19 protein-coding genes are annotated in these 22,131 nt (G+C 72.2%); 14 read left to right on the forward strand and 5 right to left on the reverse strand.

All coding sequences use genetic code 11. The features are described from left to right. The 6 genes from PKF00_RS23060 to PKF00_RS23085 form a co-directional block, all read left to right on the forward strand. Window positions 1-509, forward strand: a 509-nt coding sequence (locus PKF00_RS23060; RefSeq protein WP_271219694.1) for a phosphopantetheine-binding protein, incomplete at its 5' end; no start/stop codon positions are given. Next, the gene (locus PKF00_RS23065) at window positions 499-1,929 is read left to right on the forward strand and encodes a condensation domain-containing protein (RefSeq protein WP_271219695.1); all 1,431 of its coding nucleotides are present in this window, start codon (window positions 499-501) and stop codon (window positions 1,927-1,929) included. The genes PKF00_RS23060 and PKF00_RS23065, both read left to right, overlap by 11 nt. Beyond that, entirely contained in the window at window positions 1,929-2,684 is a 756-nt protein-coding gene (locus PKF00_RS23070; protein ID WP_271219696.1) for a thioesterase II family protein, read from the forward strand. Before PKF00_RS23065 ends, PKF00_RS23070 begins: the two co-directional genes overlap by 1 nt. Then, window positions 2,681-4,537: a non-ribosomal peptide synthetase gene (locus PKF00_RS23075; RefSeq protein ID WP_271219697.1), complete on the forward strand. Its 1,857-nt coding sequence runs from the start codon at window positions 2,681-2,683 to the stop codon at window positions 4,535-4,537. Before PKF00_RS23070 ends, PKF00_RS23075 begins: the two co-directional genes overlap by 4 nt. Next, window positions 4,518-5,678, forward strand: coding sequence for a cytochrome P450 (locus tag PKF00_RS23080; RefSeq protein ID WP_271219698.1), 1,161 nt, complete (start codon window positions 4,518-4,520; stop codon window positions 5,676-5,678). Before PKF00_RS23075 ends, PKF00_RS23080 begins: the two co-directional genes overlap by 20 nt. A 4-nt stretch (window positions 5,679-5,682) precedes the next feature. Next, complete coding sequence (locus PKF00_RS23085; RefSeq protein ID WP_271219699.1) at window positions 5,683-6,831, forward strand: methyltransferase; 1,149 nt, start codon at window positions 5,683-5,685, stop codon at window positions 6,829-6,831. A gap of 172 nt (window positions 6,832-7,003) precedes the next feature. Here the strand turns inward: PKF00_RS23085 and PKF00_RS23090 are convergent, their stop codons facing one another. Next, complete coding sequence (locus tag PKF00_RS23090; RefSeq protein WP_271219700.1) at window positions 7,004-8,191, reverse strand: MFS transporter; 1,188 nt, start codon at window positions 8,189-8,191, stop codon at window positions 7,004-7,006. Then, on the reverse strand, window positions 8,188-8,769 hold the full coding sequence (locus tag PKF00_RS23095) for an ArsR/SmtB family transcription factor (protein WP_271219701.1): 582 nt from the start codon (window positions 8,767-8,769) through the stop codon (window positions 8,188-8,190). The genes PKF00_RS23090 and PKF00_RS23095 overlap by 4 nt, the downstream gene beginning before the upstream one ends. 239 nt (window positions 8,770-9,008) lie before the next feature. Here PKF00_RS23095 and PKF00_RS23100 point away from each other — a divergent pair, with 239 nt between their 5' ends. Further along, window positions 9,009-9,632 carry a hypothetical protein gene (locus PKF00_RS23100; protein ID WP_271219702.1) on the forward strand — a complete coding sequence of 208 codons (624 nt, stop codon included), beginning with the start codon at window positions 9,009-9,011 and terminating at the stop codon, window positions 9,630-9,632. 41 nt (window positions 9,633-9,673) lie between these two features. Here PKF00_RS23100 and PKF00_RS23105 read toward each other — a convergent pair whose 3' ends face one another. Together PKF00_RS23105 and PKF00_RS23110 are read right to left on the reverse strand one after the other, a co-directional pair. Further along, window positions 9,674-10,321, reverse strand: a complete 648-nt coding sequence (locus PKF00_RS23105) for a response regulator (RefSeq protein ID WP_271219703.1) — start codon at window positions 10,319-10,321, stop codon at window positions 9,674-9,676. After that, on the reverse strand, window positions 10,318-11,544 hold the full coding sequence (locus PKF00_RS23110; protein ID WP_271219704.1) for a sensor histidine kinase: 1,227 nt from the start codon (window positions 11,542-11,544) through the stop codon (window positions 10,318-10,320). Before PKF00_RS23110 ends, PKF00_RS23105 begins: the two co-directional genes overlap by 4 nt. A 121-nt stretch (window positions 11,545-11,665) precedes the next feature. Here PKF00_RS23110 and PKF00_RS23115 point away from each other — a divergent pair, with 121 nt between their 5' ends. The 4 genes from PKF00_RS23115 to PKF00_RS23130 all read left to right on the forward strand — a co-directional run bounded on the left by PKF00_RS23115 (window position 11,666) and on the right by PKF00_RS23130 (window position 15,676). Then, window positions 11,666-12,580, forward strand: coding sequence for an ATP-binding cassette domain-containing protein (locus PKF00_RS23115; protein WP_271219705.1), 915 nt, complete (start codon window positions 11,666-11,668; stop codon window positions 12,578-12,580). Then, window positions 12,577-13,398, forward strand: a complete 822-nt coding sequence (locus tag PKF00_RS23120; RefSeq protein WP_271219706.1) for an ABC transporter permease subunit — start codon at window positions 12,577-12,579, stop codon at window positions 13,396-13,398. Before PKF00_RS23115 ends, PKF00_RS23120 begins: the two co-directional genes overlap by 4 nt. A gap of 233 nt (window positions 13,399-13,631) precedes the next feature. Beyond that, window positions 13,632-14,369, forward strand: a complete 738-nt coding sequence (locus PKF00_RS23125; protein ID WP_271219707.1) for a GNAT family N-acetyltransferase — start codon at window positions 13,632-13,634, stop codon at window positions 14,367-14,369. After that, on the forward strand, window positions 14,366-15,676 hold the full coding sequence (locus PKF00_RS23130) for a M20/M25/M40 family metallo-hydrolase (protein WP_271219708.1): 1,311 nt from the start codon (window positions 14,366-14,368) through the stop codon (window positions 15,674-15,676). Before PKF00_RS23125 ends, PKF00_RS23130 begins: the two co-directional genes overlap by 4 nt. A gap of 15 nt (window positions 15,677-15,691) precedes the next feature. Here PKF00_RS23130 and PKF00_RS23135 read toward each other — a convergent pair whose 3' ends face one another. Beyond that, window positions 15,692-16,270 carry a PadR family transcriptional regulator gene (locus PKF00_RS23135; RefSeq protein WP_271219709.1) on the reverse strand — a complete coding sequence of 193 codons (579 nt, stop codon included), beginning with the start codon at window positions 16,268-16,270 and terminating at the stop codon, window positions 15,692-15,694. A gap of 405 nt (window positions 16,271-16,675) precedes the next feature. Here PKF00_RS23135 and PKF00_RS23140 point away from each other — a divergent pair, with 405 nt between their 5' ends. The 3 genes from PKF00_RS23140 to PKF00_RS23150 are packed head-to-tail and all read left to right on the forward strand — an operon-like array spanning window position 16,676 to window position 21,979. Further along, window positions 16,676-17,758: an endonuclease domain-containing protein gene (locus PKF00_RS23140; RefSeq protein ID WP_271219710.1), complete on the forward strand. Its 1,083-nt coding sequence runs from the start codon at window positions 16,676-16,678 to the stop codon at window positions 17,756-17,758. Window positions 17,759-17,801: 43 nt separating this feature from the next. Next, window positions 17,802-18,533 (forward strand): hypothetical protein, encoded by a 732-nt coding sequence (locus tag PKF00_RS23145; protein WP_271219711.1) that lies wholly within the window; start codon window positions 17,802-17,804, stop codon window positions 18,531-18,533. Beyond that, the gene (locus PKF00_RS23150) at window positions 18,530-21,979 is read left to right on the forward strand and encodes an ATP-binding protein (RefSeq protein WP_271219712.1); all 3,450 of its coding nucleotides are present in this window, start codon (window positions 18,530-18,532) and stop codon (window positions 21,977-21,979) included. Before PKF00_RS23145 ends, PKF00_RS23150 begins: the two co-directional genes overlap by 4 nt. Window positions 21,980-22,131: the final 152 nt, after the last annotated feature.

A 22,131-nucleotide genomic window follows, 5' to 3' on the forward strand; every position in this document is an offset into this window, starting at 1 on the left:
TGCCCGCCATGCCCCTCACCCACAACGGCAAAATCAACCGCAACACCCTGCCCCCACCCCACACCTGCACCCCCCTGCCCCACCACCACACCAACACCGACACAACCAACGGCGCGGACACAGACGCACAGAAGACCGGGGACGCGGCCGCCGACACCAGCACCGACCACGCCGTCTCCCCCCTCCACCACACCCTCACCCACATATGGACAGAAGTCCTCGGCGTGCCGAGCGTCTCGCCCAAGGACAACTTCTTCACGCTGGGCGGACACTCCCTGGCAGCCGTACGCCTGCTGTTCCTGGTGCGTGACCGGCTGAAGGTCGAGCTGGCGCTCCGCGACCTGTACGAGACCGATGACTTCGCGGCCTTCGCCGCACGGGTCGAGCAGCTGCTCCCCGGCGGCGCCCCCGCGGGCGCGGACGGCGTCCCCGACGGCGCCCCTGACGCCGCCCCTGACGATGCCTCTGACGGCGCGGACGTCCCGGCAGAGTCCCGCGATGGACGTTGAGCGCGCCGGAGGGAAGCAGATGACCCGGACCGGCCAAGACGCCGACCATCTCGCGCTGTCTCCCGCGCAGCAGCGGCTCTGGTTCCTCCAGCAGCTCGACCCCCGGTCGACGCAGTACAACGTGTGCGTCGGCTACGAGCTGCGCGGCGCGCTCGACGTCGCCCTGCTGCGACGGGCCCTGACCGAGGTGGTCGCCCGCCACGACGCGCTGCGCACGAGTTTCCCCTCGGAGCGGGGACGGCCCAGGGTGCGGATCGGGACGCCGGAGGAGGCGGTGCCGTTGCCGTACACCGACCTGTCCGGGGACCCCGCCCCGCGCTCGCGCGCCGCCGAGTTCGCCGCGGTCCAGGTGGACCGGCCCTTCGACCTGGCCGCCGACGCGCCGGTGCGGGCGCACCTGCTGGGGCTCGGCCCCGACCGGCACATCCTGCTGCTGACGCTGCACCACATCGTGGTCGACGCGTGGTCCCTCCAGATCGTCGTCGCGGAGCTCGGGGCCCTGTACTCCGGTCACGTGCGCGGGGAGGCCGTCGAGCTGCCGGTTCCCGAGGCGCAGTACGCGGACTACGCGACCTGGCAGCGCGGCCTGCTGCGCGGCGAGCACCTGGAACGGGAGCTCGCCCACTGGGATGGATTCCTGGCGGGAGCCCCCGCCGTGCTCGACATCCCCACCGACAGGCCGCGCTCGTCGGCGACGTCCCCCGCGGGCGACGAACTGCCGGCCCCGGTGCCGCCGGCGGTCGCCGAGCGGTTGCACCGGCTGGCCGCCGACCTGAGGTGCACGATGTTCGTCACGACCCTCACCGCGTTCATGATGCTGCTCGCGCGCTGGAGCGGGACGCACGACATCGTGGTGGCCGTCCCCGTCGCCGGCCGGGCCAAGCCGGAGTTCCACTCGACCGTCGGGTTCTTCGTCAACACCGTGCCGCTGCGCGGCGACCTGTCCGGAGACCCGACCTTCCGGCAGGCGGCGGCCCGAATCGGCGCGGCCACGCTTGACGCGCTCGAACACGACTCCGTCCCCTTCGACATGCTGGTCGACGGGCTCGGGGTGCCGCGCAACCCCACGTGCAACCCGATCGCCCAGGTGGGCTTCCAGCTGCTTCGCACCCCGCACCGCGCGGAGGCGACGCGCTGGCACGACGTCGAGGTCGCCGAGTGGGACGAGGTGCGTCAGCAGGTCACCCGGCTCGACCTGGAGATGCACCTGCTCGACACCTCGGCCGAGACCCTCGAAACACTGCTCTGCTACCGCACCGACCTGTTCGACCCGAGTTCGGCCGAGCAGCTCGCCGCCGCCTACCAGGCCCTCCTCGCCGAGGTCGTGACCGACCCCGACCGGCCCCTGTCGAAGTTGTCGGTCCCCTCACGCCGAGCCGGCGAAGCAGACCAAGAAAACACGGAGAACGGGGGAATGTGATGCCGCCGCCGATACTGGTGACCGACTGGTTCTGGGTGCCGGTGCCCAGGCCGAACGCGGTGACCCGGCTGTTCTGCTTCCCGCACGCGGGCGGGGACGCGCCCGCCTTCGCCGACCTGGGCCGGGCGCTGCCGCCTGACATCGAGGTGTGGGCCGTGCGCATGCCGGGCCGCGGCGGCAGGTTCACCGCGCCGCACGCGACCGACGTCGACGAGCTGGTCCACTGGGTCAGCGCGGCGATGCGGCCGTTCGTCTCGGGCAGGTACGCCCTGCTCGGACAGAGCCTCGGCGCGCTCGTCGCCTACAACGTGGGCAGGGAGCTGTCCTCGCTGAACCCTCCCGCCGCGTGCGTGCTGGCCGCGCTGCTGCCGCCGAACCACTGGCACGGTCCTCCGGGGCCGACGGGGTCGCAGGACGTCGTCTCCTTCCTGCGGAGCATCGACGACACCGTGACGGAGGTCCTCGCCCACCCCGACATGCGCGCGCTCCTGCTCTCGGTCGTACGCGCCGACCTCAACCTGTGCCAGGACTACCTGCACCAGTGGGAGCCGCCGCTCAACTGCCCCGTGCTCGGCCTGGTCGGCACGGACGACCCGACCGTGACCGGCGAGCAGATGACGGGCTGGGCGCGCAGCACCACGGGACCGTTCAGCATGCGGGTTCTCTCCGGAGGGCATCTGGTGGTCCAGACGGCGGCCGAGACGCTCGCGCGGACCGTCGCGGAGTTCCTGCGCGTCCCCGCGGGGGCGGCGTGAACCGCCACGACGGCGTCCTCGCCGTCATCTCGGCGTCAGGCGGCCTGACGTACCAGCGACTCGAAACGCGGGTCGCCCGCTACAGCGCGGCGCTCGTCCGCGCCGGGCTGCGCCCCGGTGACGTCCTCGCCGTCACCGTGCCGGACGGCCCCGACTCGATCGCGGCGCTGCTGGCCGCCCAGCGGGCGCGCACCCCGTTCGTCTGGCTGACCGCCGACCAGCCCATGGACAGACGGTTGTCGATCGTGGCCGACTGCGCTCCGCGCGCCGTACTCGCGCAGGCGGGCTCCGACCCCTTCCCCGCCGTGCCTGCGGCCACGGGTTCCGGGCCGCTTCCCACCGCGCTCGTCCAGGTCGAGGACGACGAGGCCGTGGTGGTACGGCGGGCGCCCGACACGCCCCCCGGCTCGACCGTGCCGCCGGGCACCGAGTACGTGGCGTACACCTCGGGCTCGACCGGCGCGCCCAAGGGGATCATGCAGCGCACGGGCAACCTCGACCAGCTCGCGCGGTGGCTGACGACCGTGAACGGCGTGCGTCAGGGCTCGCGCGTGTTCCAGTGGGCCAGGCTCACCTACGACGCCGCCTATGTCGAGATCCTGACCGCGGTGCACGGGAAGGCCACCCTGGTCATTCCTCCCGGAGAGATCAAGGGCGACGCGGGACGGATCCACGAGTGGATCGTCGGGCACGAGGTGACGCACCTGCAGACCGTGCCGAGCCTCTGCCGCCACCTGCTGGACGCCCGCCCGTACGGCATCGCCCCCGCGGGCTCGTTGCGGGTGCTCAGCCTGTTCGGCGAGGCGCTGCACGCCGACCTCGTCCAGGCGGCCAGGGAGCACTTCCCCAAGGCGGCGGTCCACAACTTCTACGGGCCCACCGAGTGCATCCTCGCCACCTTCCAGCCGGTTCCCGAGGAGGTCTCGGACCCGATCGCCCTGGGTGAGGCCATTCCGGGACGCGAGATCCTGCTGACCGACGAGAACGGCGTTCCCGTGCCGGACGGCGAGGTGGGGGAGATCCGCGTCCGCACCGGGTTCCTCGCCCACGGCTACCTCAACAGGCCGGATGAGACGCGGAAGGTCTTCCTGCCGGAACGCACCTACCGCACCGGCGACCTCGCCCGCCGCGCACCGGACGGCGGGCTCCTGTTCGCGGGCAGGAGCGACGACCAGGTCAAGATCAGGGGTGCGAGGGTCGAGCTCGGGGAGATCGAGGCGGCTCTGCACCGGGAGCCGACGGTCGCCCAGGCCGCCGTCCGCACCTACGGAGACACTCCCGAGTCTCTGCGCCTCGCCGCCTACGTCCAGCCGCGTCCCGACACGGCGGTCGACGTGCCCGGCCTCCACCGGCGGCTGACCCGGACGCTGCCCACCTACATGATCCCGGCCGCCTACGTCGTGGTCGACCAGATGCCGACGACGGTGTCAGGCAAGATCGACCGCCTCCTGCTGCCCGTTCCCGACGCCCGTGACCACGCCGTCGAGCCGGTCGAGTTCAGCACGGAGACCGAGCGCGGGCTGGGGGCGATCTGGTGCGAGGTCATCGGCTGCGAGCAGGCGGGGCCGGACGACGACTTCTTCACCGTCGGCGGCTACTCGATGCTCGCGCCGCAGATCACGGCCGAGGTGCAGGAGCGTTTCGGGGTCGAGCTGCCGGTCATGGCGGTGTTCGACCACCCGACCCTGCGGGAGCTGTCCGCCCGCATCGACCAGGAGCTCGCGGGCGTGCCGACCCGTGCGGCGCAGTTCCAGACAGCGGAGTCCCAGACAGCGGAGTCCCAGACAGTGGAGTCCCAGACAGCGGAGTCCCAGACGGTGGAGAGGAACCCCAATGCTGCTGGACACCTATGACCTCACCGATCCCACGTTCTGGGCCGAGGACGACGCGTACACGATCCTGGACGAGATACGCCGTGAGGGCGCGGTCCAGCGGCACGAGTCGGCCGAGGAGGGGGTGCTGTGGGCGGTGCTCACCCACCGCGACGCCCTCGCGGTGCTCGGGGACGCGCGCTCCTTCAGCTCGCAGGGCGGCTCTCTGCTCGGCACCGGCGACGGGCCGCCCGCGGGGGCGGGGAAGATGATGGCGCTGAGCGACCCGCCCAGGCACCGCGCGTACCGGGAGCCGGTCGCCCCGTTCTTCTCCGCCCGGCACGCCGCGCGCCTGGAGGAGCGCGTCCGCGAGCTGACCGAGCAGGTCGTCGAGCGGCTCCTGATCCGCGAGAAGATCGACTTCGTCAGGGACATCGGGGCGATCGTCCCGCTCACCGTCATGTGCGACCTCATGGGGATCCCCGCGGAGGACCGCGACGAGGTCACGGCCATGTGCGACCAGGCGTTCCTCGGGCACAACCCGGCCGAGCGCCGCGCCGCCCACCAGCGGCTCCTGCCGTACCTGATCCAGCTCGCGATGCAGCGTCGCGAGGAGCCGCGTGACGACATCATCAGCGCGCTCGCCGCCTCGCTCGAACTGGACGAGGTCGTGCTGAACTGCGACAACATCATCGTCGGCGGCATCCAGACCGTACGGCACACCGCCGCCATGGCGATGCTCTCCCTGATGCGGAACGCGGACGCGTGGCGGGAACTGCAGGAGAAGGCCGACCAGAAGGTCGCGACCGAGGAACTGCTCCGGTGGACCTCGGTCGGCCTCCACGTGCTGCGCACCGCGAAAACGGACGTGGAACTCGCCGGGCAGCGGATCAGCGCGGGGGACCGGGTCGTGGTGTGGACCCCCGCGGCCAACCGCGACGCCGCCGTCTTCGAGGACCCCCACCGCCTCGACCTGGCCCGGCATCCCAACCGGCACATCGCCTTCGGCTGGGGCGAGCACTACTGCATCGGCGGCCCGCTGGCGCGGACCGAGCTCAGGGTGCTGTTCACGGTGCTGTCCACCCTCGTGGCCGAGGTCGAGCCGCTCGGCGCGCACGAGTACAACCAGTCCATCATCAACTTCGGGTTGGACTCCTTCCCGGTCCGTCTCCACCGGAGGTGACGCCGTGTGGAACCCGGAGGCCCACGCGACGCGGGCGAACGGCGTCTCGGCTCTCCTGTCCCTGGCCGGGGCGTTCCGCGACGTCGGCTTCACCGAGGCGGAGACGGTTCGCGCGCTCTCCGCGGAGGACGCGGCGGACCTGCTGAGCAACGCGGCGTTCTACGCCTTCTGCTCGGCAGGGCAGGTCGCCGAGCTGGTCACGACTCCGGCGGGTGTCATGGTCCAGCTCTTCGTGCGCAACGGCGACGTCGCGCGGGACCGTTACGAGCGGGTCGTTCCCGCCCCGACGCGCGAACTGCTCGCGACGCTGGGGCTGGTCTCGTCCGACGGGGACACGGTGACGTCCGAGGTCTCCGTCTCGCCGGGCCGCTCCATGTACTTCCTGTCGGACCAGCTGTTCAGAAGCGACGCGCGTGTCGCGATCGCGAACAGGTCCACGCTGGTCATGCCTCCGCACGCCTCAAGTTTCGCGCTGCTGGACAACCTCGGCGCCGTGAGCGGGAAGCTGGTCGACGTCGGTTGTGGATGCGGCGTCCTGTCCCTGGTGTTGCGGGAGCGCTGCTCGTCGGTCGTCGGCGTCGACCTCAACCCGAGGGCGGTCGCGTACTCCCGGGTCAACGCCGTGGTCAACGGGGTCGAGGCCGGCTTCGGCCTGGCGGACCTCAGGGGGGACCTTGACGTCGGCAGGCTCGCCGACCACCTGGTGTTCAACAGCCCGACCGGTCCGGGGCACCACGAGGAGGCGGAGATCGGCTGGATGACCGCTCAGGACGCGCTCGGGCTCGTGGTGGACACCATGCCGGGAGTGCTCCGCCCCGAGGGGGCGGCCGAGGTGCTGCTGATCGTGGAGGTGCCGGAGGACCGGTCGTCGGCGACCGAGCTGGTGCGGAGCTGGCTGCCCCCGGGCACCAGGGCCGACGTGGTCGAACTGCGCGACTCCCCGCTGGCCGCCTCCCCGCAGGCGGTGGCCGGAGGCAGGCTCGCTCCGGGCTGTCTGCTGGCGGACGACGCCCAGGAGGCGGTGCGCCTGATCGACCACCTGCGCGCGAACCGGATCCGCGAGGTGGTGCCCGCCCTGGTGACCCTCACCAGGACACGGCCCTTCCCGTCCGGTCGCGAACCGTCCTCCCGGACGACCGCCGCCCGGTCGTGACCGCTCGTCGGAGAACCGCCGCCGGACGGCGGACCGTCCGCTCACGGTCGTGAACCGTCCCCGCCCGTGACGTGCCGGGACCCGTCGCGGCCTCCCACGGCCTCTCGTGTTCCCCTGTGTCCTCCCGTGGTTTTCCCGGGGCTCCCCACCGCGGTGGGGAGCCCCGCCGTTCCTACACGGTCGCGAGCCGTGGAGCCCTGCGGAGCAGTACGGCGCCGGAGAGCGTCAGGACCGCGCAGCACACGGCCAGCAGGACGCGGTAGTCGACCGCGGCGATGAGCGCCGCGCCGAGCGCGATGGAGATCGTCTGCGGCCCGATCATGGACAGGTCCGCCGCGGCGGCGACCCGGCCGAGGACCTCCTGCGGCGTCGAGCGCTGCCACGCCGTCGTGTATCCGACGACCAGCCACGGAACGCCGCAGCCGATCAGCGCGAATCCCGCGATCACCACGGGCAGGCTCGAGGCGGCCAGCAGCGCCGTGCCGACGGCGCCGAGCAGAAGGCCCGCGCTGACCGTCCTGGCCTCGCCGTACCTGCGGATCATTCCGGCGACCGTCAGTCCGCCGCAGATCCCTCCCGCGCCCTGGACCGACATCAGCACCCCGAAGAACGAGGTGGGGAGGCCGAGGCCGAACTCGATGACCGCGAAGTCGACGGTGTCCAGGAGTCCGATGACCGCGAAGCTGGCGGCGACGGCCGCGGTGGTGAGAGCCGCGAGGGGGGTGCGCGCGATCTGCCGGGCGCCCGCCATGATCTCCCGCCGGAACGGCTCCCGCTCCTGGGGCGGTGTGGGCGCGGGCTCCTCGACGCGGAGGGTGAGCAGGACGACGACCGCGACGGCGAAGGTGAGGGCGTCGATCACGGCGAGCGCGTGGCCGCCGATCGCGGTGTAGACGGCGGCGCCCGCCAGCGGGCTGAGCAGGCGCGTCCCCTCGCCGATCGTGCGGATCGCGGCGTTCGCGCCCGCCAGGTCCTCACCGGGCAGGATCAGCTTGACCAGTCCGATCTGGGCGGGCCGTAGCAGGGCGAAGGCGACGCCGTACCCGAAGGCGACGGCGTAGACGATCCACAGGTCGGCCTCGGAACGCACCCCGAGCAGGGCCAGCACCCCGAGCCCCGCGACGGTGTTGACCACGATGAGCAGTGGCCGGCGGCGTAATCGGTCGACGAGGTGTCCGGCGAAGGGGGTGAAGAACACCGGTATGGAGAGGAAGAGGAAGACCACTCCGGCCGCGGAGTTCTCGCCGGTCAGGTCCTTGGCCCAGATGCCCAGGGAGAGGTAGAGCGCGCTGTCTCCGAAGGAGCTGAGCGAGTGGCCGGCCAGGAGTCTGCGAAACCGTGGATCGGCGAGTGCGCTCACCGCAGGCCCGCCGGGCCGGCGGTGTCGGGCGGCCGCTCGGCGCTGCTGGCCATGAACAGCCGCACCGGCCGCGCGCCCTCCGGCCTGAGCTCGGCCTTCTCCACACGGTCGAGGTAGCCGACGATCATCGACCTGATGAACTCGCGGAACTCGGCCAGCTCCGTGGAGGTCATCCACAGGGTGGCGCCCAGGACGAGGCTCGCCGCCTGCCAGTCCTCGGGTTCCGACTCGACGCGCCGCCGCCAGGCGCGCAGGCGGGAGAACTCCTTCTCCAGGAACACCTCGGTGAGCGCGTTGCCCATGGGGGTGTTCTCCGTGGCGGTGTCGACGGACTGGACGGGCTTGGCCAGCCGCCACGGCTTCTCCCTGGTGTGGGAGGGCGCCCGTTCGATGAACCCGTATTCGGCGAGCGTGCGGAGATGGAACGAACAGCTGGCGACGCTCTCTCCGGTCAGCTCCGCGCATCGGGTGGCGGTCGCGGTGCCGAGCACTCCGAGGACCTCGAGCAACGCCAGCCTGATCGGGTGTGCCAGGGCACGCAGGGAGCGAGGATCGGTGATGGTGGGGGGCTCGTCCATGGCGCCATTATGATGAGACAAGAACCCTTTCGCAAGGATTCTTTAGGATCGAGCGGATGCTAACTCACGGTAGTCGAACCTAGTCCCCGAGTGAGATTGCGACGGCGGGCGCGCCGGGACGGGCGGGCGTCTTCCCCGTAGGGGAATCCGGTCCCCTTGTGTCCTCGGCTTGTGTCCTCGGCCCGATGACCGAAAAGCCGAACGCTGAACCGCCGGGATCCGAAGCACGTCTCACCTGTGTGAAGAAGATCCTGACTGTCTGCGCCCTTGCCGGTGTCACGGTGATCGTCACGCCCCCCGCCCTCGCGGCCACCTCCGCCGGGGCGCTCCCCAAGGGTTTCCTGCTGTACGAGAAGGCGGCCGAGAACAGGAACGCCGCCCCCGGCTGGTCCGTCAGCCAGAGCAAGGACGCCAAGTTCGCGGTGAACCCCTGCCAGAAGGCGTCGCTGGCCGTCGCGGGCAGGACCGCCGCCCGCACGGTCTCCCACATCGCCGTGTCCGACCAGAGATGGGAGCAGGTGATCCTCTACTCCACGGCGAAGGCCGCGAGACAGGCCCTGGCCGCGGTGCGTAAGGCGCTGCCCGTCTGCCCGCCCTTCCGGACGTCGCAGACGGCCTACAAGTACTCCGGCGCGGCCGTGGCCCTCGGCGACGAGGGCCTGGCCGTCACGGGCCAGCTCTACCAGGCGGGAAAGGCCGCGGTCGGCGGTGAGCGGGCGATCGTGGCCCGCAGAGGGAACGCGCTCGTCGTCTACTCCCGGGCCGCCGAATGGGGCGCCCCCGACAGGGGGGACTTCGCCCGGCAGACGAAGGACGCCAGAAGGATGCTCGCCAAGATCTGCCAGGTCGCGAGCTGCTCCTGAGAGGAACGGACGCTCCTGGCCGCGGGCCTCGGCCTCGTCTCTCAGCCGTGGCCCGCGTCCCGGACCAGCAGGGCCGCCTGGACGCGGTTGGAGCAGTTGAGCTTGACCAGGATCCTGCTCACGTAGGTCTTCACGGACGCCTCGCTCATCCGCAGCCGGCGGCCGATCTCGGCGTTCGACAGGCCCTCCGCCACCAGGCGCAGGACCTCGGACTCGCGGGCCGTCAGCGCCGAGAGCAGCCCGGACGCCTCCCGTCTGCGCCGTGCCTCGACGGGCGTGACCATGTCCAGCACCAGCCGGGTCACCGAGGGGGACAGGTAGGCGTCGCCGCCGTGCGCCGCCCTGACCGCGCGGATCAGCTCATCGGGCGTGCAGTTCTTCAGCACGAACCCGGCCGCGCCGTTCTGCAGGGCGCGCAGGACGTTCGGCTCCGTGCCGAACGACGTCAGCACCACGGTCCGCAGCGCGGGCGCCCGCCCGCGCAGCTCCTCGATCGCGCTCAGCCCGTCCAGCACCGGCATGTTGACGTCGATCAGCGCCACGTCGGCGCGGCGCCTGATCGCCTCCTCGACGGCGGCCCTGCCGTTCTCCGCCAGCGCCACGACCCTGATGTCGGCCGCCGACTCGAGCACCGTGCGGATCCCCGTCGTGATCAGGGGTTCGTCGTCGGCGACCAGCACCCTGATCATCCGGCCACCCCCAGCAGCAGGCTCGCGGGCAGGAAGGCGAACATCAGGGCGCCGGCGGCGACCCCGACCGCGGCCGTGCGGAGCCGTCCCGCCGTCGACAGGCGGTCGTCCCACGCCTGCTCCTCGACACGCTCCCCGGCGGGCTCGACGGCGGCGGGCAGCATCGCGAAGAGCCGGAACCGGTCCCCGGACAGCCCGTGGTCCAGGAATCCGCCCGCGGGCCGTACCCGCTCCTCGAGGCCGGACAGGCCGTGTCCGGCGCCGGCGACCTCCCGGTCGTCCGGCATCGGGTTGGCGACGGTGAGCAGCAGCGCGTCCGACTCCCAGCCGACCTCCACGGTGACCGGCAGGCCGGGAGCGTGCCTGGCCGCGTTGGTCAGCCCCTCCTCGACCACCCGGTACGCCGCCTGGCCCGCCGCGGGGGACAGCGGCAGGGGCTCCCCGTGCGTCCGCAGGGTCACCGCCACCCCGGCCTCGCCGAACTCCTCGACCAGGCCGCCGATCGCCTCGGCCGTCAGCGGCCTCGAAGGCGTCTCCTCCGCGCCGCGCAGCGCCCCGACCAGCTCGTGCAGCTCGTTCACCGCGTCGCGCGCCGCCCCTGCCAGCTGCCGCACCGCCTGCCGCTGCGGCGCGGGCAGCGCGGAGACCTCCAGCGCGGCCGCCTGGACCGAGACCAGGCCGAGCCGGTGCCCGAGGGAGTCGTGCATGTCCCTGGCGATCCGCAGCCGCTCGCGCAGCCGTTCCTGCTCGCCGAGCAGTTCTCGCTGAAGCAGGAGCTGCCGGTTGTGCCGGTCGAGGGCCGAGACCAGCCGCCGGTGCTGGGCGAGGTAGAGGCCGACGATCAGTGGCAGGGCCACGAACACGCCGTGGACGGCCAGGACGCTCATGACGGCCCGGGGGTCCGCGAAGTGGACGGAGAGCCGCACGACGAGGTTGCCCAGCGTCGCGCCGACGACGACGGCCATGCCCGACCGGGAGACGACCTCGGTTCCCGCCTGGTAGGCGCTCCACAGCAGCAGGACGTAGGCGCTGTCGGTCAGCAGGGCGAGCACCAGCGCGCCCGCGAACGCGGCGACGGGGAACCGGAACCGCAGCGCGACCAGCAGCACGGCGGCCAGCGCGTACGCGGGGGCGCCCCACGGGGGCAGATCGTCCCGGTGTCCGGCCACCAGCAACGCGGTGTCCACCACGACCACGAAGGCGGCGAGAAGGTGTCGGCCCATGGCAAGCAGGCTACGTGTTCACGGCGGGCGGGCCGGGTGCCCGCCCTGGCCGACTTTCGTCGCCGGGAACGACGACTTTCGAGGACTGCCAGGCGGCGGCCCCGTTCCTAGCCTGGGTCAGGTGATCGAAGTACGTAACCTCAGCAAGAGATACGGAAGGGCGGTCGTGGTCGACGACCTGTCCTTCACGGTACGGCCCGGCCACGTGACCGGCTTCCTGGGGCCGAACGGCGCGGGCAAGTCCACCACGATGCGGATGATGCTGGGCCTCGACCGTCCCACCGCGGGACGGGTCCTCATCGACGGAGAGCCCTACGGGCTGTTCCCCGAGCCGCTGCGACGGGTCGGGGCCATGCTGGACGCCTCCGCCGTGCACGGCGGTCGCAGCGCCCACAACCACCTGCTGTGGCTGGCGCGGACCAACCGCATCCCCGGGGCGCGGGTGCGGGAGGTCCTGGCGGCGGTCGGCCTCGAGGACGTGGCGGGGAAACGGGCGAAGGGCTTCTCGCTCGGCATGACCCAGCGGCTGGGCATCGCCGCCGCGCTGCTCGGGGACCCGCCGGTGCTGCTCTTCGACGAACCGGTCAACGGGCTCGACCCCGAGGGGGTCCTGTGGATCAGGAACCTGCTGAAGGGACTGGCCGCGGAGGGGCGGACGGTGTTCGTCTCCAGCCATCTGATGAGCGAGACGGCGCTCACCGCCGAGCACCTCGTCGTGATCGGCAGGGGCCGGCTGCTCGCCGACACCACCGTGTCGCGGTTCGTGGAGGCCAACTCCCGTTCGTACGTGCGGATCCGCACGCCGGAGCCCGAGCGGATGCGCGACGTGCTGGCCGCGGCCGGGATCCAGGTCGAGGAGACGCGGGACGGGGCGCTCGAGGCCTACGGGACCGAGGCCGCGAGGCTCGGCGAGCTGGCCGCCGTCAACGGCCTGACGGTGCACGAGGTCAGCACGCAGCGGGCCTCGCTGGAGGAGGCGTTCATGAGGCTCACCGGGGACGCCGTGGAGTACCGGGCCGGGGGTGGCCGGCGGTGAGCGCGACCTCCACACGGGTGACGGCCGAGGGGCGGGCGACGGTGAGCGCGGCGTCCGCGTGGGCGGTGGTGACCGCCGAATGGACGAAGATCCGCACCGTGCGGTCGACGTTCTGGACGCTGCCGCTGACCTTCGTCCTCAGCGTCGGCCTCGGCCACCTGATCGGGCTCAGCTTCGCCGACGGCGTGTCCGGCAGGGAGGAGACCTTCGACCCGCTGTTCGCCGCCTTCTACGGTCTCACCCTCGGCCAGCTCCCCCTGGTGGCGTTCGGGGTGCTCCTGGTCGGGGCCGAGTACACCTCGGGGACGATCAGGGCCTCGCTGGCGGCGGTGCCCCGGCGCGGCCTGTTCTACGGCGGCAAGGCGTTCACCGGGCTGCTGACCGCCCTCGCGGTGTCGGTGGTCACCGTGGTCGCGACCTTCCTCGTGTCGCAGGCGGCGCTGGGGCGGTACGGGACCTCCCTCGGCGCGGAGGGGGCGCTGCCCGCGGTCGTCGCGGCCTGCCTCTACCTGACGCTCATCTGCGTGTTCGCCATGGGGGTCGCGACGATGCTGCGCAGCTCGACGCTCTCGCTCGGCGTCCTGCTGCCGGTGTTCTTCCTCGGCTCGCAGGGGCTGGGCAACGTCCCGGGGCTGAAGGTCGTCACGCAGTACCTCCCGGACCAGGTGGCCGCGGTGGCCATGCACCTCACCGGGCCCGCGGGGGACCCGAGGTTCGGCCGCGACTACGGCGCCTGGACCGGGATGGGGATCCTCGTCCTGTGGGTCGTCGCCGCCCTCGTCGGCGGCTACCTGGTGTTGCGCCGTCGCGACGCCTGAGCCGTACGGGGCCGCGGCGGGCGGTGCGGGGTCGCCGTGCCGGGCCGTACGGGATCGGGCGGGATCGGGGGCGGGGACGCGCGGCGTCAGGACGGCCGGGGCGCGTGGGAAGGGGCGGGGACGGCGGCGGAGGGGTGTGGGACTCTGGCGAAGGAGGACCGAGGAATAAGGACGGGCGGGGCGCGATTATTCCTTCTATTCGTGTAGGAATAACGGGAATGTGGAGGGGCCGGATGCCGAAGGCACATGTGTCCACCCAGCACGGAAGTCCGGCGGGCGAGCCGCATCCGCTGGACAACCCCGGAAGATCATCCCTGACGGGACCGCACGCGCACTTCGCCGAACGGCGCGGCAACGTGGCGCGCTACCCGGTCGACGTCTCCCCGTTCCTCGCGCTTCCCGACGAGCCGGACGACGACGACTGGAACGACGTCGCCGCGCTCGCCGGTCCCGGCGCGATGGTCTCGCTCGGGGGCCTGAAGGCGGCGCCGCCGGACGGGTGGAGAGTGGTGATGCGCGGGACGGGCGTCCAGCTGGTCGACGACGGCGTCGCCGCCGCGTCGGACGAGGAGGCCGTCCCGCTGGGGGCGGAGGACGTGCCGGAGATGCTGGCCCTCGTCAGACGGACCAAACCCGGCCCCTTCCTGCCCCGTACGGTCGAGATGGGCACCTACCTCGGCATCCGTCGCGACGGCGAGCTGGTCGCGATGGCGGGCGAACGGCTGCACCCGCCGGGCTGGACGGAGATCAGCGTCGTCTGCACCGACGAGCGCTTCCGCGGGCAGGGGCTGGCGACCCGGCTCGTGCTCGCCGTCGCCGCGGGCATCCGCGAGCGGGGGGAGACGCCGTTCATGCACGCGGCGGCGGACAACGTCAACGCGATCAGGCTGTACGAGTCGCTCGGGTTCAGGCTCCGCCGCTCGGTGACGTTCCTCGCCGCCCGCGTGCCCGACCGGGTCCCGGCCGCATGAGCGTGGAGTCCGCCGTCGCCGAGGTCGTGACGCTGACCAGCGAGCTGATCGCGATCGACACGACCAACACCGGCGACCCGAGCGCACAGGGCACGGAGCGGGCGGCGGCCGAGTACGTCGCGGCCAAGCTGGCCGAGGTCGGCTACGAGCCGACCTACGTCGAGTCGGGGGCCAAGGGACGCGGGAACGTCGTCGCGAGGCTGCCGGGCGCGGATCCGTCCCGAGGGGCGTTGCTCGTGCACGGCCACCTCGACGTGGTGCCCGCGGACGCGGGGGAGTGGTCGGTGCACCCGTTCTCCGGCGAGGTGCGCGACGGCTACGTGTGGGGGCGCGGCGCGGTCGACATGAAGGACATGGTGGCCATGACGCTGGCCGTCGCGCGCTCCTTCAAGCGCGACGGCGTGATCCCGCCCAGGGACCTGATCTTCGCCTTCCTCGCCGACGAGGAGGCGGGCGGTTTCTACGGCGCGCGGTGGCTGGTCGACAACCGTCCCGAGCTGTTCGAGGGAGCCACCGAGGCGATCAGCGAGGTGGGCGGCTTCTCGGTCACGCTCGCCGACGACGTGCGCGCCTATCTCGTCGAGACGGCCGAGAAGGGCGTGATGTGGCTGCGGCTGACGGCGCGCGGCACGGCGGGGCACGGGTCGATGCTGCACACCGACAACGCGGTGGCGAAGCTGGCCGCCGCGATCACCCGCCTCGACCGGCACCGCTTCCCGCTCATCCTCTCCGACCCGGTGCGCGAGCTCCTCACCGGCGCCGCCGAGCTGACCGGGATCCCGTTCGACCCCGACGACCCCGAGGCCGCGGTCGCCCGGCTGGGCAACCTGTCCCGGATGATCGGCGCGACGCTCAGGGACACCGCGAACGTCACCATGTTCGACGCCGGTTACAAGGCCAACGTCGTCCCCTCGGTGGCGCGGGCGACCGTCGACGCCCGGATCCTGCCGGGCAGGGAGGAGGCCTTCGAGGCCGAGCTCGCCGAGATCCTCGGCCCTGAGATCGTCCGTGAGTGGGACAGCCTGCCACCCGTGCGGACCACCTTCGACGGGGCGCTCGTCGACGCGATGGCGGCCGCGATCGGGGCGGAGGACCCGGGGGCCAGGGTGCTGCCCTACATGTTGTCGGCGGGCACGGACGCGAAGTCCTTCCAGCGGCTCGGCGTCCGCCATTTCGGGTTCTCGCCGCTGAAACTGCCGCCCGACCTGGACTTCACCGCGCTGTTCCACGGCGTGGACGAGCGAGTGCCGGTCGAGGCGCTCGAGTTCGGCACCCGGGTCCTCGACCGCTTCCTGCGCACCTGCTGAACGGCCTCGGCGTCCTCACTCCGGAGGGGCGGTGGCGTCGAGCGCCGCCGGGGCCTCCGGAGCGGCGGCGTCGAGCGCCGCCAGGGACTCGTCGGCCCAGGCGATGACGCCTCGGGCGGAGTGCTCGCCGGCGGAGATCGTGATCAGCGAGTAGGGCAGCTGGTCGGGGTTGTCCTCCGCCGTTATGGCGGCGCGCAGGGCCTGGAAGCCGGCCAGGCGCTGCCGCGCGTCGGCCCTGGCCTGCTCCAGCAGGGCACGGCACGCGTCGGGGCCGAGAGTGCTCCCGAAGAACAGCCGCAGCAGCAGGCCGTTCCTGGGAGGGGCCTGCTGGATCGGCTCCCCGAGCAGCTCTTTGAGGTGTTCGTGGCCTTCGGGGGTGATGGCGAACATCGAGGACCCGGGGCGGGCGCCGTGCTGACGCCGGACCAGGCCCTGCCGCTCCAGGTCGGCCAACGTGGGGTAGATCTGGCCGACGCTCTCGCTCCAGAAGTGCCCCAGCACGTCGCGGATGTTCTCGCGGACGGCGTATCCGGTCATGGGCTCCACGCTGAGCGCGCCCAGCACGGCGATCACGGTCTGTCGGGTCCTTGGCACACCGAATCCTTCCTGCCAGACCTATCTCATAGAAATACCAGAGATCGACGGTCTCGTGCCGAGGCAGACATGCTCCCATCCCCGCCCCGTCCGTCGGCGACCGGTCTCGGGTCGGGCCGTGCGCGCAGGCCGTGGAATCGAGGGGGAAGCGCATTTCACGCAAAACACGTGCGTCAATCTGCGGGCTCCCCTACCCTCTGCAAAGTCGAACCTCGCACAACAAAGGAAAACGACGTGGGGCAGTCGTGGGCCGAGTTGCCGACGTGCCGTGTCGTGTGGGTGCGCGAGACGAATTCCGCGACGGTCACGGCGTCGGCGGACGCGTTGCCCGAGGGTTTCCCCGCGATATTCACCTGTGCCGTGCGAACGGGGCGAGTCTCGGGGGATTCGGGCAGAGGGCGGACCGTGGGGGAGACGGTCGCCGACGTGCTCGACGAGCTGGAAGAGGCCGTCGTCGGGCTCTTTCCCGCCTGGCTCCCCGGCGCGGAGGGCGTCGTGGGCGCGGGGGGCGTCGCGCTGCTCGCCGTACGCGAACTCGTGGGGCGGGCCGTGCCGGGCCGCCGCCACCTCGTCCCCTTCCTGACCGGCCTCGCCGTGAGGTCCCTGGCGGGCACAGCGGCAGGCACAGCGGCGGGCACGATGGCGGGCACAGGGGCGGGCCCGGTGTCCCGTGGCCGTCGCCCCGGCGTCGCCGAGGCGCGCGCTGAGGGGCTGGCTCTGGCGTTCGCCGCGAGCTTCGGCCGTCCCGGCGCGTCGCTCCTCGTCCAGGTGCCCGAGGGGTTGTCCCCCGTGGAGGAGGAGACGCTGGTCTCCGCCGGTGAGTGGCTCGCCCAGCGGGGAGGGTTCGGGGTCTGGCTCACCGGCGCCGCGCCGGTCGCCGTGGACCGGATCAGGACGGTCACCGTACGGCCCGCCCCGCCTCCGCGCCCTGTGTCGTCCTCGCACCCCGTGCCTTTCCCCCGCCCCGCCCCGCCTCCGCGACCTGCGCCGCCCCCGCGCCCCGTGTCGTCCACGCGGCCCCCGCCGGTCGGTTCCCCGTCTTCGGGTTCCCCGCCCGCCGGTTCCCCGCCCGCCGGTTCCCCGCCCGCCGGTTCCCCGCCCGTCGGTTCCCCGCCCGTCGGTTCCCCGGCCACGGCGGGGCGGCCGCATCCGGCCAGCCTCGTGGAGTCCGCGCTGGAGCGGGCGCTCAGTTCCCACGCCTGGGCCGAGGGACGGGCCTGGAACCAGACCCACCAGCCGCATCCGCTGGCCAATCCCATCCGGGTGGACCTGATATGGCGGGACGAACGCTGTGTCGTCGAGCTCGACGGTCCCGAGCACCGCACCCCGGGCAGGCTCGCCGACGACCGGTCGCGGGACGAGCGGCTCGAAAAGGACGGCTACGCGGTTCTGCGTCTCACCAACGAGCGCGTCATGGCGGACATGCCGGCCGTACTCCGTGAGATGAGACGGTTTCTCCAAGCTCACCGTGGCACGTACGAAGGATAGTGATATGTCGGAAAAAGGGCTTTCTTTCACTGAGATAGCGGTTTTGGTGGTTTTGGCGGTCGAGGGGGAGGAGGTCTCCAATCCCGACCTCACAAAGCGTCACGGTGTGGTCCTCGACAAGAAATCACGCCTGAAGCTGAACGACCTGAAGCTCATCGAGAGCCGCAAACAGGGGCGTGCGCTTGTCCACGTCCTGACCGACGCGGGCTGGGCCAGGGTGTCCGAGGAGATCGAGTCCCCCATTCCCACACCCCGTGGCGCGGCCGGGGCGATGAGCCTCGCCTTGTTGTCCCTGCTGCGTGGCTTCCTGGCACGGAGCGGGCAGCGGTTCACCGACCTCTTCCTCTCCACGGGCGCCTCGGCCACGGGTGACCCGGTCCTTTCCACGGGCGACCCGGCCACGGGCGACACGGCCACGGGCGACACGGCCGCCCTTGCTCCCGAGACCGAAGCCGTCCTTTCCCCCGAGAGCGAGCCCGGGGACGTCACCGCTTCCCTCGAAGGCGAGCCCGGAGACGTCACCGCGCGCATCCGCGCCGCCTACGCCGAACTGGCCGTCGAACCAGGCGCGTGGGTCAGCCTGGCGCGGCTGCGTCCGCTGCTCGGCGGCTTCGCGAGAGCGGAGGTGGACAGCGCCCTCAAGGGGATGATCCACCTGCCGGAGGTGAGCATCGTGCCGGAGAACAACCAGAAGGCCCTCACCCCGGAGGCCAGGGCGGCGGCGGTGGTCATCGGCGACCAGGACAAGCACCTGATCTCGATCGAGGCGCGATGACCGGCAGGGATCTCGAAGCGCTCCAGAGACTGAGGTTCAACTGGGCCGAGGGTCCCGAGGACGTGTGGAGCCCCTCGAGCTTCCACGTGGAGGGACTGAACCACACCGTGGAACGCGGTGTCCTCGGCGGGGTGGCCGACGTGGTCGGCGGCGGCGCGACCAGCCCGATCGGCCTGGTCCTGCGCGGACAGCGAGGCTCGGGCAAGACCCACCTGCTCGGCTGGGTCCGCGAGAGGATCCAACAGGAGAGCGGTTACTTCTTCCTGGTCGGCCTGCTGGACGCGCGGACCTTCTGGGAGAGCACGCTGGTCTCCATGCTCGACGGTCTGTCCCGCGATGGAAACGAGGGGGAGAGCCAGCTCAAGGTTCTGCTGCGGCGTCTGTCCGAGCTGACCGAAATGCCGCGCTGGGTGCAACGTGAGGTGATCGGGAACCGCTCGGTGACACGTGAGGGGCTCGACGCCTTCGTCGACGGAGTGCGCCGGCTCAACCCCCACGTCGGCAAGGACACCAAGGACACCCTGCGCGCGCTGGTTCTGCGCGCGGGAGCCGACTACGCCGCGCAGGACGTCGGCGACGGCTTCCTGTCCGCCCTGCCCGAGGAGGAGGTCGGCGAGCGCGCGGCCTGGGGGATCCGGCAGCTTCCGAAGACGCCGCAGGAGATCGTCAAGGACCTGTCCCGCCTCATCGCGCTGACGGGCCCCTCCGTCATCGCCGTCGACCAGATCGACGTGCTCGTCGCACAGTCCACGCTCGCCGGTGAGAGCGCCGCCGCGCACGACTGGCACGACCTGATCGTGGTCGACCAGGTCGCGGGCGGGCTGATGGCCTTGCGCGAGATCACCCGCAGGACTCTGACGATCGTCTCCTGTCTGCCGCACACCTGGACCCTCATCGAGAAGTTCGCCACCGACACCGCGCGCGACCGGTTCAGGGCGATGCCCTTCCTCAAGCCGCTCCCCGACGCCGAGGCCGCCCGCGCCCTCGTCGAGAAGCGGTTCACCGCCCGGTTCGCCGAGCTCGGCTTCGAGCCGCCCTATCCGACCTGGCCGGTACGGCCGACCGCGTTCGACGACGCCAGCGAGTACACCCCCAGGCAGCTCCTGATCAAGATCGACGCGCACATCGCGGCCTGCCTGGACGACCAGGAGGCGCGGGAGCTCGAGCGCCTCGACCAGAGCGCCGACCGGAGTTCGACGCTCCCAAGGGAAACCGTCGACCTCGGTGTCCTCGACGCCCGTTTCGCCGAGCTCAGGCGTCAGGCGCAGGTGGCCGACGCCCTGAAGGCCGACATCGAGGACGCCGTGATGCCCGCCCTGCTGGCTGCGGGGCTGTCGGCCTGGATCGACGGGCTCGGGGAGGCCGGACGCCGTTTCAGCGTCGACCCGCCGCCCAGCAGCAAGCCTCCGCTCCACGCGCGCCTGCGGCTCACCCTGGACGAGGAGACCGAGGACGAGGCGCACTGGGCGTTCCGCGCCATCGCCGCCGAGCACCCGATCGCCGCGCTCAGCCGCCTGCGCGCCGCCTCGGTGACGGCGGGGCTGACCGCCGAGGTTCCCCGGCGGCGGCTGTTCGTGCTGCGCTCGGTGCCCTGGTCGAAGGGCCCCCGTACGGTCGCGGCCGTCGCCGCGTTCGAGCAGGCGGGCGGCAGGGTGTTCGCGATGGAGCCAGAAGATCTCAGGGTCCTGGCCGCGCTGCGGCAGTTGTACGCGGACAACCCGCCGAACCTGCGGGCCTGGCTCGCCGCGCGGCGGCCCGCGCAGGAGGTCAAGCTGCTGAGCGAGGCCCTCGGCGACGCCGAGCCCACGCACGTCGAGCCCGTGGCGGCCGCAACGGCGTCCCAGGAGCCCGTGGTCGCCGCCGCCGCGGTCGTCGAGTCCACGCGTGCCGTGTCCGTGGTCGTCGGGTCCGGACACGGCGAGGCCGGAGGCGCTGAACCCGAGCCTTCGGAGCCCCCGCCTTCGGAGACCGTGGTCGTCGAGCCCCCATACGCCGACTCCGTGGCCGCCGCGCCCGTGGTCGTCGAGCCCGTGACCGCCGAACACTCGACCGTCGAACCCCCGGTGACCGAACACGCGACCGTCGACCCTCCTGTGACCGGACCCGCGGCCGTCGAGTCCGGTGCGGCCGGACCTGGAACCACCGGATCCGAGATCACCGGGCCCCAGGTCGTCGACCCCGAACTGGTCGAACCTGAACTCGTCGAAGCGGTGAGCGCCCCGCCGTACATTCCGCTGGGGAGAACCATCTCCGAAGGGCGGCCCGTCGGGATCGAGCTGGAGGCGCTTAGGAAGCACACCGTGATCTTCGCCGGGTCGGGGTCGGGGAAGACCGTCCTCATCCGCAGGCTGGTCGAGGAGTGCGCGCTCCAGGGGGTCTCGGCGATCGTGCTCGACCCGAACAACGACCTGGCCCGGCTCGGGGACGGCTGGCCCGAGCCGCCGTCGCAGTGGGGGGAGGGCGACGCGGAGAAGGCCGCCGACTACCTGGCCTGCACCGACGTCGTCGTCTGGACGCCGCGCCGTGCCGCGGGACGGCCGCTCAGCTTCCAGCCCCTGCCGGACTTCGCGGGCGTCGTCGACGACCCCGACGAGTTCGGCACGGCGGTCGACGCCGCCGTCGCCTCGCTCGTGCCGCGCGCCAAGCTCGACTCCAGGACGGCCAAGGCCCAGCTCGGGCAGGCCGTGCTCAGGGAGGCCGTCGCGCACTACGGACGCGGGGGCGGGCAGGGGCTGCCGGGCCTCATCGACCTGCTGGCCGCTCTGCCGGACGGCGTGAGCGGACTCGGCAACGCCGAGAGGATCGCCGCCGACCTGGCGCAGACCCTGAAGGCGGCCATGGTCAACGACCCGCTGTTCGCCGGTGCGGGAGTGCCCGTGGACCCCGGGGTCCTGCTCACCCCGCCGCCGGGGAAGCGGGCGCGGGTCTCGGTGATCAGCTTCGTCGGCCTGCAGTCGGACGAGCAGCGCCAGGGCTTCGTCAACCAGTTGCAGATGGCGCTGTTCGCCTGGATCAGGAGGCATCCCGCCGGTGACCGTCCGCTGGGCGGCCTGTTCGTGATGGACGAGGCGCAGACCTTCGCGCCGTCGGGCGCGATGACCGCCTGCACACAGAGCACGCTGGCACTGGCCGCGCAGGCCCGCAAGTACGGTCTCGGCCTGGTGTTCGCCACCCAGGCCCCCCGGGGGCTGCACAACCGCATCCCGGGGAACGCGGCCACCCAGTTCTTCGGCCTGCTCAACGCGCCCGCCCAGATCGAGGCCGCCAAGGAGGTGGCCAGGTCGAAGGGCGGCGACGTCTCCGACGTCTCCCGGCTGACGACGGGCCAGTTCTACCTGGCGGCCGAGGGGGCCTCGTTCGCCAAGACGCGGACCCCGCTGTGCCTGACCCACCACCCCAAGGCCCCCCTCACCGCGGAGGAGGTCGTCGCCAGGGCGAACAGCTGAGAAGAACCGTCCGTCGTACCGTTCCCACGGCTCTCGCCGACACCGTCGTCCGGGAGCACGGCCCCGCGTCCGAAGGGTGGCAGGCGCGGGGCGTCACGGGAGGACCGCGATCGCTCACGGGTGGCTCCGTCGCCGGCCGTGGACACGCGGTG

The organism is Streptosporangium carneum (assembly GCF_027922005.1).
Taxonomy (GTDB): domain Bacteria; phylum Actinomycetota; class Actinomycetes; order Streptosporangiales; family Streptosporangiaceae; genus Streptosporangium; species Streptosporangium carneum.

Bases quoted from the DNA above. Each gene is read 5' to 3' on its own strand.
- PKF00_RS23065 (WP_271219695.1), top strand. From the start codon at position 499: ATGGACGTTGAGCGCGCCGGAGGGAAGCAGATGACCCGGACCGGCCAA.
- PKF00_RS23070 (WP_271219696.1), top strand. From the start codon at position 1,929: ATGCCGCCGCCGATACTGGTGACCGACTGGTTCTGGGTGCCGGTGCCC.
- PKF00_RS23080 (WP_271219698.1), top strand. From the start codon at position 4,518: ATGCTGCTGGACACCTATGACCTCACCGATCCCACGTTCTGGGCCGAG.
- PKF00_RS23095 (WP_271219701.1), bottom strand. From the start codon at position 8,769: ATGGACGAGCCCCCCACCATCACCGATCCTCGCTCCCTGCGTGCCCTG.
- PKF00_RS23105 (WP_271219703.1), bottom strand. From the start codon at position 10,321: ATGATCAGGGTGCTGGTCGCCGACGACGAACCCCTGATCACGACGGGG.
- PKF00_RS23110 (WP_271219704.1), bottom strand. From the start codon at position 11,544: ATGGGCCGACACCTTCTCGCCGCCTTCGTGGTCGTGGTGGACACCGCG.
- PKF00_RS23125 (WP_271219707.1), top strand. From the start codon at position 13,632: ATGCCGAAGGCACATGTGTCCACCCAGCACGGAAGTCCGGCGGGCGAG.
- PKF00_RS23130 (WP_271219708.1), top strand. From the start codon at position 14,366: ATGAGCGTGGAGTCCGCCGTCGCCGAGGTCGTGACGCTGACCAGCGAG.
- PKF00_RS23150 (WP_271219712.1), top strand. From the start codon at position 18,530: ATGACCGGCAGGGATCTCGAAGCGCTCCAGAGACTGAGGTTCAACTGG.